General features: G+C 50.3%; 12 protein-coding genes. 9 read left to right on the plus strand and 3 right to left on the minus strand.

The window, feature by feature from the left end; translation table 11 throughout:
- Positions 1-307: 307 nt before the first annotated feature.
- Both H6F80_RS11645 and fghA read left to right on the plus strand, forming a co-directional pair.
- On the plus strand, positions 308-1,318 hold the full coding sequence (locus H6F80_RS11645; RefSeq protein WP_190791718.1) for a nucleoside hydrolase: 1,011 nt from the start codon (positions 308-310) through the stop codon (positions 1,316-1,318).
- Positions 1,319-1,571: 253 nt separating this feature from the next.
- Complete coding sequence (gene fghA, locus H6F80_RS11650) at positions 1,572-2,426, plus strand: S-formylglutathione hydrolase (protein ID WP_190791719.1); 855 nt, start codon at positions 1,572-1,574, stop codon at positions 2,424-2,426.
- Between the two features lie 168 nt (positions 2,427-2,594).
- On the opposite strand, the gene H6F80_RS11655 is transcribed toward fghA, so the two are convergent.
- A complete protein-coding gene (locus H6F80_RS11655; RefSeq protein ID WP_190791720.1) occupies positions 2,595-3,281 on the minus strand; it encodes a response regulator transcription factor in 687 nt (228 codons plus the stop codon).
- Between the two features lie 114 nt (positions 3,282-3,395).
- Here H6F80_RS11655 and H6F80_RS11660 point away from each other — a divergent pair, with 114 nt between their 5' ends.
- From H6F80_RS11660 to H6F80_RS30770, 4 genes are all read left to right on the plus strand, one after another.
- The gene (locus H6F80_RS11660; RefSeq protein ID WP_199296520.1) at positions 3,396-4,829 is read left to right on the plus strand and encodes an ATP-binding protein; all 1,434 of its coding nucleotides are present in this window, start codon (positions 3,396-3,398) and stop codon (positions 4,827-4,829) included.
- Positions 4,830-4,918: 89 nt separating this feature from the next.
- Positions 4,919-5,074: a hypothetical protein gene (locus H6F80_RS11665; protein WP_190791721.1), complete on the plus strand. Its 156-nt coding sequence runs from the start codon at positions 4,919-4,921 to the stop codon at positions 5,072-5,074.
- Between the two features lie 239 nt (positions 5,075-5,313).
- The gene (locus tag H6F80_RS11670; RefSeq protein ID WP_190791722.1) at positions 5,314-7,509 is read left to right on the plus strand and encodes a choice-of-anchor Q domain-containing protein; all 2,196 of its coding nucleotides are present in this window, start codon (positions 5,314-5,316) and stop codon (positions 7,507-7,509) included.
- A 376-nt stretch (positions 7,510-7,885) separates the two neighbouring features.
- A complete protein-coding gene (locus tag H6F80_RS30770) occupies positions 7,886-8,833 on the plus strand; it encodes a DUF4432 family protein (protein ID WP_190791723.1) in 948 nt (315 codons plus the stop codon).
- A 632-nt stretch (positions 8,834-9,465) separates the two neighbouring features.
- Here H6F80_RS30770 and H6F80_RS11680 read toward each other — a convergent pair.
- A complete protein-coding gene (locus tag H6F80_RS11680; protein ID WP_190791724.1) occupies positions 9,466-11,742 on the minus strand; it encodes a peptidoglycan DD-metalloendopeptidase family protein in 2,277 nt (758 codons plus the stop codon).
- Positions 11,743-13,245: 1,503 nt separating this feature from the next.
- Between H6F80_RS11680 and H6F80_RS11685 the strand changes: the two genes are divergently transcribed.
- Complete coding sequence (locus tag H6F80_RS11685; protein WP_190791725.1) at positions 13,246-13,758, plus strand: molybdenum cofactor biosynthesis protein MoaE; 513 nt, start codon at positions 13,246-13,248, stop codon at positions 13,756-13,758.
- 103 nt (positions 13,759-13,861) lie between these two features.
- Here H6F80_RS11685 and H6F80_RS11690 read toward each other — a convergent pair whose 3' ends face one another.
- The gene (locus tag H6F80_RS11690) at positions 13,862-14,179 is read right to left on the minus strand and encodes a hypothetical protein (RefSeq protein ID WP_190791726.1); all 318 of its coding nucleotides are present in this window, start codon (positions 14,177-14,179) and stop codon (positions 13,862-13,864) included.
- Between the two features lie 328 nt (positions 14,180-14,507).
- Between H6F80_RS11690 and H6F80_RS11695 the strand changes: the two genes are divergently transcribed.
- Together H6F80_RS11695 and rarD are read left to right on the plus strand one after the other, a co-directional pair.
- Positions 14,508-15,632: a THUMP domain-containing class I SAM-dependent RNA methyltransferase gene (locus H6F80_RS11695; RefSeq protein WP_190791727.1), complete on the plus strand. Its 1,125-nt coding sequence runs from the start codon at positions 14,508-14,510 to the stop codon at positions 15,630-15,632.
- Between the two features lie 205 nt (positions 15,633-15,837).
- On the plus strand, positions 15,838-16,773 hold the full coding sequence (rarD, locus tag H6F80_RS11700) for an EamA family transporter RarD (protein WP_199296521.1): 936 nt from the start codon (positions 15,838-15,840) through the stop codon (positions 16,771-16,773).
- Positions 16,774-16,977 lie beyond the last annotated feature (204 nt).

The raw sequence follows: 16,977 nt of genomic DNA on the forward strand, positions 1-16,977 counted from the left end.
CTGCTTTTTGTGAAATTAGCGGATATACCGAGGTAGGGCTCCTTGCCCTCACTGTTGACGATGTGAATCACTCAGATGACCGCGATCGCGATCGGGAAAGTTTTATTAATTTGCTGCATGGGGGAAAGTGACTATCAGCAGACAATGGCAGCAGGATTTTAGCAACACATTGCAAAACCGGTAGAACCCAAAGTTCTAGTAAACGCGATCGCTCGTTTGCTTAATAAAAGGCTCAATAAAAGATTGAACTAATTTTTATCCCTGCTTCTATCCTTGTTTTCATATCTGTTTTTATACGTGACTTGTAATGACTCATTCTCAAAGTATTCCTCAAAAAGGTATTCCTCAAATCATTCTCGACACTGATCCGGGTGGCGATGATACCTTTGCCTTTTTATGGCTACTCAGTCTAGTCAAACGGGGTTTTGCAGATTTGATTGCAGTCACCACAGCCGATGGTAACGTCGCTGCCCAGAAGACCTTTAGCAACAGCAGCCAGATCCTGAGCTTAGCAGGATTTTCTCAGATCGAAGTCGGTCGAGGAGTGCCTGTGCAAGGGGCGATTGAGGATGCGTCCTCTATTCATGGACCTGACGGGATGGGCAACCTATCGGAGACGCTACCCGCAGCCACCCATGCGTTTGAAACCGCCCGCCGCTCCGATGATGTGATTATCGATCGCCTCAACGCCATGCCTGGGGAAGTGACGATCGTAGCGATCGGTCCTTTGACCAATCTTGCTGCCGCTGAAGCCAAACAGCCCGGCATCCTGAAGCAGGCGAAAGAGATCATCGTCATGGGGGGAGCTTTTCTCGCACCGGGCAACGTAACGCCCCACGCCGAATTTAACATCTGGTTCAATGCCGTCGCTGCCCAAACGGTTTTCAACAGTCGCGATGATCTAGTTGTGATGCCGCTCGATGTGACGCAACACCTAATCTTTACTCGTCAGATGGCACAGGCGGTCGTGACCAATTCTTCCCATCGCAGCCCGATCGCTCAGCTCATCAGCCCGCTTTGTGAATTTATGATCGGTACGGCAACAGGCTATTGTGAAACCAGAGGCATTCCCGGATTTCTGGTTCACGATGCAGCCACGATCGGCTATTTGTTCTACCCAGAATCGTTTTTGCTGCAAAGAGCGACGGTAAAAATCGAAATCCAGGGAGAATGGACGATCGGGCAAACGCTGATCGATCGCCGTCACACTGCCAAACCGGGAGCTAATGCCTGGGTTGCGATGCAGGTAAATGCAGAAATGTTTTTCACTAGTTTTCTGCAGGATTTGATTTACCTGATGCTCACGATCACAGCCTAAAACACAGCAACATAAAATACGATCGACACCAGATAATTTTTTCTCTGGGATAATCAACTGATTCTTTATCAATCCTGCTTAGAGGAGTAGATTTTTTATTTCTGAATCATGCAAGATTGATAGAGTCAAATCTGGGGAACGAGAGGCACGATCTGGGTCACAGTTATGCTTTCAACTATGCTTTCAACAACCTCTCATTTCGATCGGTCTATCCCCGTTGCATGCCCATTTTCTGCTTTATCTTTTCTTCTCTATGAGTGAAGCTCCCCAATTGCTGAATCAAGCTCGCTGCTTTGGTGGAACCATCGAGTTCTATCAGCATCGATCGCAGTCTTGCAATAGCGAAATGCGCTTTTCGATTTACCGCCCGCCTCAGGCAGCTGCAAATCCTGTTCCGGTGCTGTATTTTTTGTCTGGGCTAACCTGCACCGAAGAAAATTTTATGGTGAAGGCCGGGGCACAGCAGTTTGCGGCAAAGCATGGTTTGATGCTGGTCGCGCCGGATACCAGTCCGCGCAATTGTGGAATTCTGGGAGAAGAGGACGACTGGGATTTTGGCACGGGAGCAGGGTTTTACGTCGATGCAACGCAGGAACCCTGGAAACCGCATTATCGAATGTACAGCTATGTCACTCAAGAGCTACCTGCCTTACTCGCTGCCCATTTTCCGATTCAGCCCGATCGCCAGGGAATTTTTGGACATTCAATGGGAGGACACGGAGCGTTACTCTGCGCGTTCAAAAATCCCGATCGCTACCGCTCGGTATCTGCGTTTGCGCCGATCGCTGCTCCGGTGCAGTGCCCCTGGGGGCAAAAAGCGTTTCGTCACTATCTGGGCGAAGAAACGGAAAGCTGGAAAGCTTACGATGCGAGTGAGCTAATTCTAACTGCCCCCTGGCGACGACCCATCCTGATCGACCAGGGAACTGCCGATAGTTTTCTCGAAAAACAGCTCATGCCCGATCGTTTGGAGCAGGCTTGCGCCCAGGTTGGGCAACCTTTGACGCTGCGGATGCAGGACGGCTACGATCACAGCTATTACTTCATTGCCAGCTTTATCGAAGACCACATTCACCATCACGCCACCGCACTGCAAGCATCGTCTTGAGAAAGTCGACTGCACGCCGCAGCAACCACCAAGCTACAGTTAAAAAAATCGGGGCTGGCTGTCTGCTTCTCGTCGCCGCCCCCGAAGGTGAATCCATATTTGCTCTTACGATAACCCCAGGGTCAGCAGAAATTCGGGCAGAAAACGGGTAGAAATCGGGTAGATAGCTCATGTTCCCCCATCGAGCTGCCTCAAGCGATACCCCAACCCATGCACTGTTTCGATCAAATTTTCTGGCGCACCTGCCGATTTCAGCTTATTTCGCAAACATTTAACGTGCGATTTTACTGTTTCCTCAGCGGGAGGATTTTCCAGCGACCAGATGCGATCGATAATTCCAGTTCGGCTGAGCACCCGGCGACCGCTTGATATCAGCAGTTCCAGTAGTGCGAATTCCTTGGGCGTCAGGGCAATAAGCTGGCGATCGTAAAACACCTCATAGGTGCTGGGGTTGAGCTGAAGACTGCCCCAGATTAACTCCGTTGCCGCCGTCGCATTGCCCCGCCGCAGCAGTGCCCGCACTCGCGCCAGAAGTTCCTGTAAGTCAAACGGCTTGACCACATAATCATCTGCCCCTGCATCCAATCCGGTAATGCGATCGGCGATCGTATCTCGCGCAGTCAGCATCAGCACTGGCAGGGTTAAATGACGATCGCGCAGCCGCCGGCACAGGCGAATACCATCTAGCCTCGGCAGCGTCACATCCAGCACAAGTAAATCATAGGTCAGCGACTCCAGCCAATCCCAGGCAGACTCTCCATCCCGCGCCACATCCACCACATACTGAGCATCAGTCAAAGCCTCCGCTACGACTTCTGCTAGCTGAACATCATCTTCGACCACTAAAATTCGCATCGCCGCCTTCGCTTAATCCGGTTCGCCTCAATCTATCTCAATCTCTCAACTTATCTCAATCTTAGGCAATTCTGGAGCGATATGCTGAAGAGAAGGTAGGCGAGGAAGGGAAGCGTGGCAGAGCAGATCGACGATCGAGACGGAACAAAAGTTAACGTGAAACTCTTGCAGAGAAAACGAGCACTGGGAGCAGGTTTCGCTTCTGTGATTGTATTAATGGGATTCACGAACTGGACTTCCTATCAAAACGCCAAGCAGCTCATTGAAAGCACCAATCAATCCAAACAAACCTATGAAGTGATTAAAAGCCTTGCCAATATTTTTTCCACGATGACAGTTGCTGAATCCGGGCGACGCGGTTACGTTTTTCTCAGCGATCACGCTGAATATTTGCGGTATCAAGAAGCAGTTAAAGCAATCGTTCCAAAAATGCAGCTTCTTCAGCAGCAAATTGACACGAACAGTGAGCAAATTGCCCAATTTAACCAGCTTAAACAACTGCTCGATCGCCGCATCATTCTTCTGGAACAATCGATTCAGCTTCATCAGAAACAGCCGAACGATCGCACCACTCAAGCAGAAATTACAGAACAAAGCATTCAGCTTCGGGAGCAAATTGCATTGGTGATGAATCAGATGCAAGCTGAGGAAGAACAGCGTTTGCAGCAGTGGCTCAACCAATCCCAAACTAGCATTCGCAGCCGATATTTAATTGAGTTTTTGATTAGCCTTTCTAGCTTGGCTATCTTTCTTGGGTTTGCCCTGTTGCTCTATTACCAGTATGCCCAGCGGCAGCAAGCAGAAAAGCTGCGATCGACTCTGCTTCAGGAAAAGGAACTCAGCGAGTTAAAGGTGAAATTCTTTTCGATGGTGTCGCATGAGTTTCGCACTCCGCTCAGCGTAATTTTAGGCTCCGCCCAGCTTATGCGTGATAACGAAGCCTCGTGGACAAAAGAACGCCAGCAAAAAAATCTGGAGCGAATCCAATCTTCTGCCAAGCTGATGAAGCAAATGTTGTCCGACATTCTTACCCTGACCAGAGCCGAAGCAGGCAAACTGGAATTTAACCCGCAGCCGATCGATCTAGAAGCATTTTGCCTCAATTTAGTTGAAGAAATTCAGCTCTCAATGCGATCGTCTCATCCTGTTCAAATCATTAGCCAGGGCAGCCAGCGACACGTGCTTTTAGATGAGAAACTGCTGTATTCAATTCTGAGCAATTTGCTTTGCAATGCTATCAAATATTCCAGTTCTACTTCGCTCATTGAACTGCTGCTTGACTGTCAACCCGGACAAACTATTCTCCAAATCAAAGACAATGGATTGGGCATTGCCCCAGCCGATCGATCGCAAATCTTTGAGGCATTTTATCGAGGACAAAACAGCATCAGCGTGAGCGGTAGCGGGCTGGGATTAGCCGTGGTTAAGCAGTGCGTTGATCGGCATCAAGGCAACATTACGATCGACAGTATCGAAGACAAAGGAACTACCTTCACCGTCACCCTCCCCCACATTAGTGCGCGATCGGCCCACCCCCCAAACGCCTAACCATCTCCCTTCTTCATCCATCCTCATCTTTCCTACAGCCAGCTTAAACACCCTCCGCCCCAAACAACCTCATCTCTGCCCATCCCCTCGTGACACATATCACCCCCTCCACTGTGGCTTATCACATCCTCCGGCTCCCATTACCCTCTACAGTGGGTCGGTGTGAAGCAACTGCGGCTCTCCTGTTAAATGAGTGTGAATCTACCACGCCGCAGGCGTTGCCTTTCCGGGCAATCCAAAATTAGGGAAAAAGGGTCAGACTACCAACTTCTACCAGCTCAATTCGTTCACTTTGAGTGAACCTCAGTGTGTTCTGTGCGTGTGAAATAGCAAACAGGTTGAAACGACGAAGCATCCCTGTTGTGTCTGTTATTCATTGCGAGATCACCCGGTGCTGCTGCACCCAGATTTCTAGTCTCTGCTTCCGTCGAGAAGCGTGACGATCGCAATCTGCGCGGTGACTCCCACCATTAGAGGAGCTTTCATGTCGAATATCATCACCGTTACCAGCACTGCGAATAGTGGTGCAGGTTCACTGCGGGCAGCGATCGCTGCGGCACCTGCTGGAAGCACGATTCAATTTGCATCCAATCTAGCGGGACAAACGATTACGCTCACAAGCGGACAAATTGACGTCTCCCCTGGCAAAAACATCACGATCGATGGCAGCACTGCGCCAGGGTTAAAAATCAGTGGCAATAATGCCTCCCGCATATTCTGGGTGAACTCGAACCAAGACTTTCCCACCACCGTTTCCTTCAAAAATCTCAGCCTGATCAACGGTAAAACGAACGATCAGGGCGGTGCGATCAAGGGTGAACACAGGGCAAACATCAGCATCGACAAAGTTAGCTTTCAAAACAACGTTGCCAACAAAGGCGGCGGAGCCATCTACTCAGCCTGGGAAAACAATTTGACCGTCACCAATTCCCAGTTCGATCGCAACCAGGCAACTGCCGGAAATGACGAACGTGGTGCAGGGGCGATCGCCTTTCTCAGCCCGAGGAATTTCATCGTCCGAAACAGCAGTTTCACCAATAACCAGGGTATTAACGGCGGTGCAATCAACAGCCTCAATGGCAAACTGACGATCGAAAATTCGCGCTTTATCAACAACAGTACGCTGGCAGCCAACTTTGCAGCCGGACAGCAAAATCCGACTTTGCGCGGCTACGGCGGAGCCATCTACACCGATCGCGCCAGCAGCACCAGCGAGGCATCGGGCACGATTCGGATTGTGGGCAGCGTGTTTGAAGGCAACCAAGGCAAGGCAGAAGGCGGCGCAGCCTATCTGTACACCGGAACGCAGGATAACGTCATCATCGATCGCAGTACGTTCAAAGACAACGCAGTGCAGTCCCTTCCACAGGGCAATGGCGGCAACGGCGGCGGCGTGGTGGTGATGAGCAACGGTAACAACCGGGGACTTGCCATCAGCAATAGCTCGTTTGTCAACAACACAGCTTCCAGTCAGGGCGGCGGCTTGTGGATGATGGGCGCACCCGGCACGATTACGAACAGCACCTTCTCCGGCAACAAAACCACCGGAACCGACTACAACCGCGTGGGCGGCGCGATGACGCTGTATAGCAACACGGATATTATCAACACAACGATCGCCAACAACAAAGCAGGTTGGGTCGGGGGTGGCATTTCTGCACCGGATAATGCCCGTGTAACGGTGAAAAACACCATCTTTTCCAATAACACTGCCGACAACGGCACGAACAATTGGGGCATTCAGCAGCACACAAACCGCGTCCTGATTGACAATGGCGGCAATATTCAGTTTCCGCCCAAGCGCACCAACAACTGGAACGACTACAACGCAACTCCAAGCGTTCGACTGGTCGATCCAATGCTGGGATCGCTCCAGAATAACGGCGGCGGGATGCTCACCCACGCCCTACTGGCAGGAAGTCCCGCAATCAATAGCGGCATTGCCGCAGGCGCACCCACGACGGATGGACGCGGCTTTACGCGATCGGATGGACGGATTGACATCGGTGCATTTGAAGCAGGCGCAATGGCTCCAGGAAGCAGTACATCAGCAGTCAGTACATCAGGAGGCGGTACATCAGGGGAAAGCATGCCAGGAGGCGGTACATCAGGAGGCGGTATATCAGGGGAAAGCACATCAGGAAGCAATACCTTCAACGGAACGAGCGGCAACGATACGCTAGTGGGCAATGCCAGCAATAATGTGCTGATTGGCAACCTGGGCGCAGATACCCTCACCGGGGGAACCGGAGCCGATCGCTTTGTTTATGCAGGGGCATCGCAGCAGACAGCTTTCAGCCAGTCCCGTGTTGGCAGCCTCGATCGCATTACGGATTTCACCTTCGCTCAAGGCGATCGACTTCAGCTTGACTACGACAACAACCTGCAAACCGCCCAACTTCCACGCGGCGTGTTCAATGCCGGACGCAAAACGGGTAGCGACCTGACAGCCGCCGCTCAAGCAGCATTCCGCGACAAAAACCAGCTTGTTGGCGGAGACCAGGCATTGCAACCCAATGAAGCCGTCTTTTTCCAATGGGGCACACGCACTTATGTTGCCGCTAATGACGGTGTGGCAAGTTTTAGCAACAACGATCTTGTAGTCAACCTAACGGGAATTCAGATGGCAGGGCAAGATGCGACAGGCGGCAGGTTAACAACTGGCAATTATTTCGCTTGATTCTTGCCTTGAATGGGTTTGAGGGGTGGCTTGAGCAGTATCTCATGATTCAAACATTCTCTGAAATCCGCTCCCTTAATCTCCCGTTTGTGAATCGTTTGGAACCTAAAATTAACAGGTTCGTCCTCTAAACTTTAGGTACAAATCGATCGGTTTGAGGATTGTTTAGCAGATCACACTCATCCTTAAACCATTCACAAACTCATTGCTCAATTTCTCCCGACCACAGGGTTTATCACTTTTATCTACACTCTGCCCGTGACTGAGCGAAGCATCTAAACTCGGCTCAGTCACGGGCTTATCTATCTCTAGTGGGAGTGACAGGAACCTTGAAACAGCGGTATTTGTGGATTAGTCGTGCAAAGGAGAAAATCAGGTGGTCGCGATCGACTCGTCCCAGCTACAGCCCCTTTCTACTCAAGCTTTGATTTTAGAAAATGCAGAAATCAAGCTCGTGATCAGACCCGATTTGGGTGGACGAATTGATCAACTTCAGGATTTACAAACGGGTAAGAAATGGCTTTGGCATCCTGAAGAATACAATGCCAATAAGTCTCGATCGCTGGAAGTTGGAGCTTCCTTTGATCAGAACTGGACTGGCGGCTGGGATGAAGTGTTTCCCAATGACGCAGCAGGGGAATTTCAGGGGCGCAATTTGGTGGATCACGGTGAACTGTGGTCGCAGTCCTGGGAAGTGATCGAATCCACAAAACTGGGCGTGACGATGCGATACGTTTGCCAAACTGTCCCTGTGACCGTCACCAAAAATATTCGCATCAGTGCTTCTAAACCGAAAGCAGCGATCGTCTACACGCTGCAAAATCAGGTCGATGAAACGATTCCGTTTTTGCTAAAGCATCATGCCGCAATTGCGATCGAACCGGGTGACGAAATCATTTTGCCCGATTGCCTGATCGAACCTGTGACGCTCGACTTTAGCCGCATTATCGGTCAGCAACAGCAGACCCGCTTTCCCAAAGCACTCACCGCCGAAGGAACCGAAATCAATATCAAGCAGGTGCCACCCCGCTCTTCCCAACTCCAGGAATTTTTCTACAGTTCTCAATTGGCAGCGGGTCACTGCGGCATTCGCAGCATGAAGTCGAAGTCTGCTTTGGTCATGCGCTTTGACACGGCAGAATTTCCCTATGTCTGGATGTTTCAGAGCTTCGGTGGCTGGCACGATCACTATGTCGTTGTGGTTGAACCTTGCACTACCATGCCTTATGACCTGAATGTTGCCTGCGAAAACGGAACGATCGCCTACCTGCAACCCCAGGAAACCCAAACGCGATCGCTTATGATCACGCTCCAGCGCAGTTAGACTTTCAGAGCTAAAAACAAAGCTAAAGGCGGTTTTGACGATCCCTAATCGAAAACCGTCACAAAGCATAACATGATTTTAACGCGACTCGATCGGCTGGTATTAAATACGCTGCTGATCAAGGTTTTGGAATTATTAGGCGACTAAGTTGAGCGATCGATTTAGTAAAGCAATTAGGGATAAACAAAGAGACAAAGATCAGCGCGAGATACGGTTGTCATCAGTGAATGGCTCTCTGCGAATTGCGAATGATGAATAGCAATGACAGAGACAAATGATAAGGGACAAATAACCCTCTCATCGTCCCTGGTTTAATAAACTTGCGCGAATGCTGGGTATCGTTTCAATCAGAACAGCGATCGCATTGGTTTTTCCGAAGGGAGTTTGAGGAGAATCAGAAAGGCTACATTACCCCCTGAATTCCTAAGGAATGGGGAGCTTTGAAATCCTAAAGCAAGCCCGATGTCGAACTTCAAACCGAGATTCCGAACTTTAAACATAAAAAAGAGGAGCAATATTGCTCCCCTTATTGGCTGATATCAAATCCGCTTAAAGACCCTGAAGAAAAAACCAGGTGACGGGTCGGAGAATAGCCAATGAACCGGATTTGAGATGAACGGGATATACCATTACTAACGACTGGGCAGATAAGAAACTGGGTTAACCGTACCTTGTGCAAGATGGACTTCAAAATGAAGGTGCGGACCCGTGCTGTAACCCGTGCTGCCCATCTCACCAATTTGCTGACTCTGCCCAATCCTTTGTCCCGACCGAACCGAAATCCGATTCAGGTGAGCATAGCGAGTCATACTGCCGTCTGCATGGCGAATCTCGATCATGTTGCCGTAGCCGCCCGCATTCCAGCCAGCGAATTCGATCACGCCATCGGCAGCTGCGTAAATCGGGGTTCCGACATCAGCAGCAATATCAATTCCGCGATGCATTCTACCCCAACGCCAGCCATAACCAGAAGTCAGAAGCCCACGAGCAGGCCAGATAAAGCCGTCAAAGACTTCGCGCTGATTGGGCAGGAAGTTGTCTGCTCCGGGCAGCGGCGGCAGATCGGGTGAAACCATCCGTCCAGTTACGGGTCGCAGCAGTGGTTCATAATTTTCTGAGCCTAGCGGAGCGACCGCGACTACTTGCGACTGATTCGTTTCGGGTGCAGGAGCACTACCCCCTACCGCACTTTCATTGCGCCGCTGAAACTGAGGATTGACCGCCATTGAACCTGAGACCGTAGCGGCTGCGATCGTTGCAGGCTCAGCCGGTGCAGTGACAGTCTGAGCTGCCTGCACCTGGGGAGCGCCTGACGGATGCTGATGTTGCTGTCTCAAAGTGCGAATCTCAGCCAGCAAATTTTGCACAAACGGATTTGTCACGTTATCTGCTGCGTTGCTTTGCTGAGCAGGAGTGGCAGGCAGCATCAATTCGCTTCCGGCTGCGGGAGTCGCAGGCGTCGTGCTAATGGGTGCAGCCGCGACCTGCTGAGGCAGCATCAGGGTTGTAGCAGACGGCTCAGAAGCCACAGCAGTCGGAATTGTTGGAACAGTGACGGATTCAGCAGTCTGACTAGCCTCTATCCCCTGAACTGAGGAAATCTGAACGGGCGCAGCCGGGGTTTCTAACCGAGTTGGGAGCGGAGCCTCTGCTACCGACGGAGCCTTTGCTTCAAAGCTAGATTCTCTAGTAGGAACCTGAGGGCTGGCAACTTGATTGCCTGGAACCTGCAAGACCTGCCCCACAAAGATAAAATTTGGATTGCTGATGCGATTAGCGGAGATTAATAAGGATTGCGGAACGTTGTACGCCTCAGCAATTTCGGCAACCGTATCCCCAGGACCTACCCGGTAGGCAATTGCCCCCGATTCAGAAGAAAGCTGTGGAATTACCGTTTGCGGAATCGTCGGCTGCGTTACCGGAATCACTGGTGTCCGACGAAGAGCCAGCAGATTTTCGGGTATAGCAGGGGCAGCCGTGACCTGGCTAGTTGGAGTTACCCCGTTTTGGCTGGAGCGAATCCAGTCAGGTTCGGGCAACCACTCAGGAACGTTTTGCTGAGGAGCGATCGGGGCTGCCGCTTGTGAGACCTGGGGTTGAGAATCGGTTTGAGAATGTGCCTGAGGAACCGATGGAACGCTTGCTGATTCCTGCTCGATTTGGCGTTGGGAAGAACTGCTTTGAGCTGCTGGAGCCAGGTTAGGAGGCAGTTCGGCGATCGGGGCTTGCTGAAGTTTAGCAGGTGCTTCCTGAGAAGGCCCGACGCTCTGCTCGGCATTCTGCTCCGGGCGTAGCTCTAACAACTTACTTTGGAGCTGTTCACGCTGAACACGAAGGCGGCTGAGTGCCTGCTCCCGATCCAATTGAAGCGAATCAATGGCTGCCTTCTCACTTGCCGCACTATCCACGCTTGGCGAGGAGCTTGCTGGCGTCAGTTGGACATCTGACTGTACCGGAATCTTGAGTAGCTGTCCAACCTGGAGACCAGCACGAGTCGAAAGCTTATTTGCCTTCGCGATCGCCGCAACGGTCACTTGATACTCCCTGGCAATACCGATCAGCGTCTCGCCTGCAGCCACTTTGTGCTGAACTTCGGCAGCAGCGGAAGAAACAGCAGCGGTGTCTAAATTAGACGCTTCGGTCGCAGATGGACCAGTCGGCGCCGCTTGAGAAACCGGAGAAACACTGGCTTCTGTCCCGGCTGATTCTGCTGCTGCCGCACCATCACTTTGGCGGGGTATCACAAGACCCGTTGCACCCATCGAGAGGGCTAATCCGACCATGGCAGCAGAAGTGCGTGCCCGACGACGAACTCCCCTGGAACCTTGTTCCGTCTGACCTATTGCATTATCAACTGAACCAGAGGAGCTAACATTAGGCTTGACCTTCCGCAGATATGCTCGCTTCAAAAGAACGACCTCCTGTTGAGCAGCGTTTAAACTATCCTTCAGACCTTGTGGTCTTGCTTCGATATACCCAAATCAAATGCCCTGAAGTAGATGATCGATATCAAACAAGATTGAGACTTGGATCACCGACGAGGGACAGATGACTAGGTAAGATTACCCTGCTTTTTTGACTTAGACAAGCTTACATCAGATGAAAAAAATTTCAAGTGTTCATCGATCAAAAATGAAATGTTTATAAAAAACTCTTGCCTCATCAACGCTTAGCCCTATCACGATTGCTTGCTGTAACCGAGTTATTTCAGTCTTTGCAGGGGGTGATAGAAATCTTACCGGCATAGTCTATCCTACATCTGCGCGAATGGCATCAAAGAATCTGCTCTCATAGAGATCTTGATTTTGTCTGAAACAGGGGTTGCCATTGCCAAGATGTTTTTCTACAGTTGATGGTCAGTCCTAGAATACCCTATAGGCGAGCTTTTTCAGGCTCAGGCGATCGATTAGAAGTGAGTTGGGCAATTATTTGATATTGCTCAACCCTCACTTAGAAAAAAATTATTGCTGCTGGCAAAAAGTGCCCCAAAGCCTCTGAATTCGTAGGCTACAGACCCGATCCGGGGATAATACGAAACGAAAATTTTGGCAGGGATTGGCAGAAGTTGTAGCGAGTTTAACAGCTTTTCTCGCTTTGCCAAATTATTCCGTGAGTTATATAAATTTCTTATAAAAGAGGTGTTACTCTTCCGGGTAATAAGGCTATAAGGTTTTTGGCGCAGCAGTGTTGCTTATGGTAGCAGTGATGAAGAGAATCTCTAGCTAATGCATTACAGCGAAACTGGGAATAAACAGCGTTTTTTTGTATTTTTGCCTAAATTTCCCCTGCGATTTCCAGGAACAAATTAGACAGATGAAATAGAGGTTGCTGACGAACAGGACACGATAAACAAACACTTATCCACCTCTCCAACAGCCCCTCTATTCTGGAATAAATCAGAATTCCCCTGCAACTCCTAATTCTTTCAATCAAAAGTGACGCTTAGATAGAAATTTCAAATAATAGAAGGTAGCTTTCAATACAAAAAAATCGATTGCAATGAAATCTGCTGCGCGAATGCCTGCTCCCACCCTCAATTCTTCTCCATTGCGAAACAGTAGAGGAACTTTGAGCGTGGCTCTCCTTTGCTCCTCAAGGAAAACCCTGGGAGAAAAGGCTGGGAAATGGGGGAGTTTAATTCATGCAGGCGCATTGTGCAAATGCAAAATCAGCTCTAAACGCTTTAGAAAAACTCATTAGGCAAATGAACTAAGCCTGATTTCGTAGCCGAACCGCATTTTGCCCCTAATCTTTCCTCCTGCTCCTTATTATCTTTGTGCTGTCCTCTGGGTTGCTCCCTGTGCTGTCGTTGCATCACCAAAGCTCTTTTACCCTTCCTACCTAACCTAAGGGGATGCTCCAGATGGCGTGCCAGCCTGATACAGTGGTAGAGAAACCCCTTATCTGCTGTCATGACCCTGGTGCAAAGCAGTTCCCCCTTCGGAGCCGTTTCCCCGCTACGTCCACCCACCTACTTGGGGGATAGTTTCGCGATTACCTATGCTTCGTTGTCTTTAGAAGAGGTTTATCGGCTTGCCGATGACCCGGCAAATGGGGCAGTAGTACTTATGAGCGGCATGGTACGAGACAATACCGAAGGTCGGGCAGTAGTCGCGCTGGAGTATCAGGCATACGAGCCGATGGCGATCGAGATCTTCAAGCAAATCGCCCACCAAATCCGCCAGAGCTGGACAGACGTAACCCATGTGGTGATTCATCACCGGGTCGGACGCTTGACGATCGGCGAAATTAGCGTCTTAGTGGCTGTGGGCTGCCCGCACCGCACCGAAGCATTTGAGGCGTGTAAATATGCGATCGATACATTAAAGCACAATGCACCCATTTGGAAGAAGGAACACTGGGAAGACGGCTCCACGAGTTGGGTCAGCATTGGAGCTTGTGAGCCGTCTGGAGAGGGGTGCTGACCCGTTGATCAGTTCTGCAAGAATGACAGCGCGAAAATGGCAGCGTGAAAATGACAGTGCGAAAGATTTACGAGTCTTGCAATCTGAATAGAGCAATTACAAACTAATCGTCGTCATCTTCGTCATCTTCGTCATTCCGGTGACGGCTTCTTCTGTCCTCCTCGTCTTCGTCATTGTCTCTACGACTTCTTCTATCCCCATCGTAGTCTTCGTCATTATCGCGTTGACTTCTTCTGCTTTGATTGTCCTCGTCATCGCTGTCTTCGTTGTCGTCGCGTCGATTTCTTCTGTTTTCGTCGTAATCTTCCTCGGAATATTCATCATCACTACGACGACCTCTTTTCCTATCCTCGTCTTCCTCTTGTCTTGCTCCCGGTACAGCATTCCTTAGCGCATCATTAATTTTGTCGAAGTTAAACATTGATTTTCTCCCAATGAAGGCTTGATTGTCGCTTCAAACCAAAACCCTATGAACTGCGATCGTCCAAAAACGCGCTGTAGCATTTACGAGATCTGAACGATACAGTTGATCATTACCCGCTGCTCGATCGAGCAGTGAGTAACCGAGAGTATAGTCAAACCGTCGGTGGTGGTACTTCAACCTTAAGTGCGATGTTAAGCAGCAACCTTTTTGGTTTCTGAAGAATTGCAGCGATGGAACGCTAGTGTAAGTTTAATCCGGGTGCGTCATTATAGGAGCAGGGCATTTCCTACGAGGGGCGTGCGATAGACGTTGGTGATCAGCCTGTATGAATCAGTATTTTGCAACGGTGGCGCGGGGTTTGGAATCGCTTGCTACCCAGGAATTAGAGCAGCTAGGGGCACATTCGGTGGAGCCTAAGTTTTGTGGGGCTGCGTTTGAGGGCGATCGTGCCTTGCTGTATCGGGTTAATCTTTGGGCGAGGCTGCCGTTTCGGATTCTGATGAAGCTGCGGGAGTTTCCCTGTCAAAATGCCGAAGATCTTTATCAAGGAATTCAGAAAATTGACTGGTCTGTTTATCTCACGCCTGATTTAACGCTAGCCGTCACCGCAACGGGTAAAACAACTCAGCTCAACCACACCCACTTCACTGCGCTTCAGGTAAAAAACGCGATCGTCGATCAGCAGCAAGAGCAGTTCGGCGATCGATCGAATGTGGAGCTGCAAGACCCTGATGTGCGGATTAATGTGCATCTCGATCGCGATTCCTGCACGGTCAGCCTGGACAGTTCGGGCAACAGTTTGCATCGTCGGGGCTATCGTCCTGCGGTGGGGGTGGCTCCTTTAAAGGAATCGTTGGCAGCGGCGTTGATTCAGCTTTCGGGCTGGCAGCCGGAGCAGATGTTTTATGATCCGCTTTGTGGGTCTGGTACGTTGCCGCTAGAAGCCTGTCTTAAATCGCTCAACATTGCGCCTGGGCTCTTTCGGGAGCGGTTTGGGTTTGAAACCTGGCTCGACTTTGACTTGGATTTATTAGAAAGCCTGGTTGAGGATGCGGAGTCGAGTCAACGTGAGAAAGTGGCCGCGCCGATTTGGGGAAGCGATCGGGATGAAACGGTGATCGAACAGGCGATGGTCAATGCCCGAAACTGTGGTGTCTCAGATCAGGTCTGGTTTTCGCGGATGGATTTGTCTGAGGTGGAGCCTCCGACCGATAGCGGGGTATTGTTTTGCAATCCGCCCTACGGGGAGCGATTGGGCAGAGACAGCGACCTGGGAGCCTTTTATCGTCAGCTTGGCGACGTTTTGAAACAGCGGTTTAAAGGCTGGACAGCGTTTGTTTTAAGTGGCAATAAGGAGCTGGCGCAGTCGATCGGGCTAAAGTCAAGCCAGCGATTTGCAGTTTATAACGGGACTTTGCCCTGTCAGTTGATGAAGTATGAGCTGTACTAGGGTGGGTTTTAGCTGCTTTAGATCCCGCTAGCCCCCTTTTAATCAGGAAGGAGATGAGGGAATGCAGGGGGAGCGAACCGGGTTCTAGCTATGCTTCTCAGAGTCTTTAGAGCCTGTCTTCGCGATCGGAGTCTCTCTTCTGACACACCACTTACTTTTGCCCGGATCGCTATCATAGGTAAGGTCATTTCTGGACATCGCTGTTTTGGCTCGATCGAATCCTGCTGCTCTCTCGTCTGGTTCCGTTTACGCAATTTTGGCGTATGCGTCCTGGGGACTGCTGCCGATCTACTGGAAACTGTTTGGCTCTACGCCGCCTGTTGAGGTGTTAAGCCATCGCATTGTTTGGTCGATGCTGTTTTTAACAGGGGTTTTGCTGCTGCAACAGCGGCGATCGGAACTGCGACAGCTCTGGCAAACGCCAAAGTCGATCGTGCTTTTGCTGACAACGGCAATGCTGCTGTCGTTTAACTGGGGGCTTTATATTTACGGGGTAAACACCGATCGGGTCGTCGAAACCAGCCTTGGCTATTTTATTAATCCCCTGGTAAGCGTGTCGCTGGGATTTCTCTTTCTAAAAGAGCGGCTGCACCGGGGACAGAAATTGGCGGTGCTGCTAGCAGCGATCGGCGTAGCATATTTTATGTGGCAGTTTGGTCAGGTTCCCTGGATTGCCCTGCTGCTGGCGTTGTCTTTTGCATTTTATGGGCTGCTGCGAAAGATTGTTCCGGTTGCGCCGATGGTCGGGTTAGCGGTCGAAACGCTTTTGGTCACGCCCGTTGCGCTGCTGATCATTGGCTGGGAGTCGTTTACCGGAGTGAGTCATCTGGGCAACGATCGGCTGATTACGCTGCTGTTTATCGGCTCTGGGGTTATGACTTCAATGCCGCTGCTGTGGTTTAACAATGCTGCTAAACGATTGCGGCTTTCCACACTAGGATTTTTTCAATATCTCGCGCCCTCGCTTCAGCTGCTTTTAGGTGTTTTTCTGTATCGAGAACCCTTTACCCAGACTCATGCCATTACCTTTAGCTGTATCTGGACGGCGATCGCGCTCTATCTCTACAGCTCTACAGAAAAAGGCGTTACAGGAAAAGCAGGCACTCGCTTAACGCCAGACCCAGCAGCGAAAAAACCATAACGGAAAAAATGAGGTAGTCAACAATGGAACTGTGATTGGCTTGCAGCATGATGGTTTGTGTGATTCATCGTGCTTTTAAGCTAAATCCTCATCGTTCTCGATCGCCTCTCTCAGAAGTGAAAAAGCCATTCTCGATCGTATCTTCCTGATTAGCGAGCTAGAATTGCTAATTTTTTGAATTCGCCACCGATTGAAGTAGGTCGA

The organism is Leptolyngbya sp. FACHB-711 (assembly GCF_014695615.1).
GTDB lineage: Bacteria > Cyanobacteriota > Cyanobacteriia > Elainellales > Elainellaceae > Leptolyngbya_A.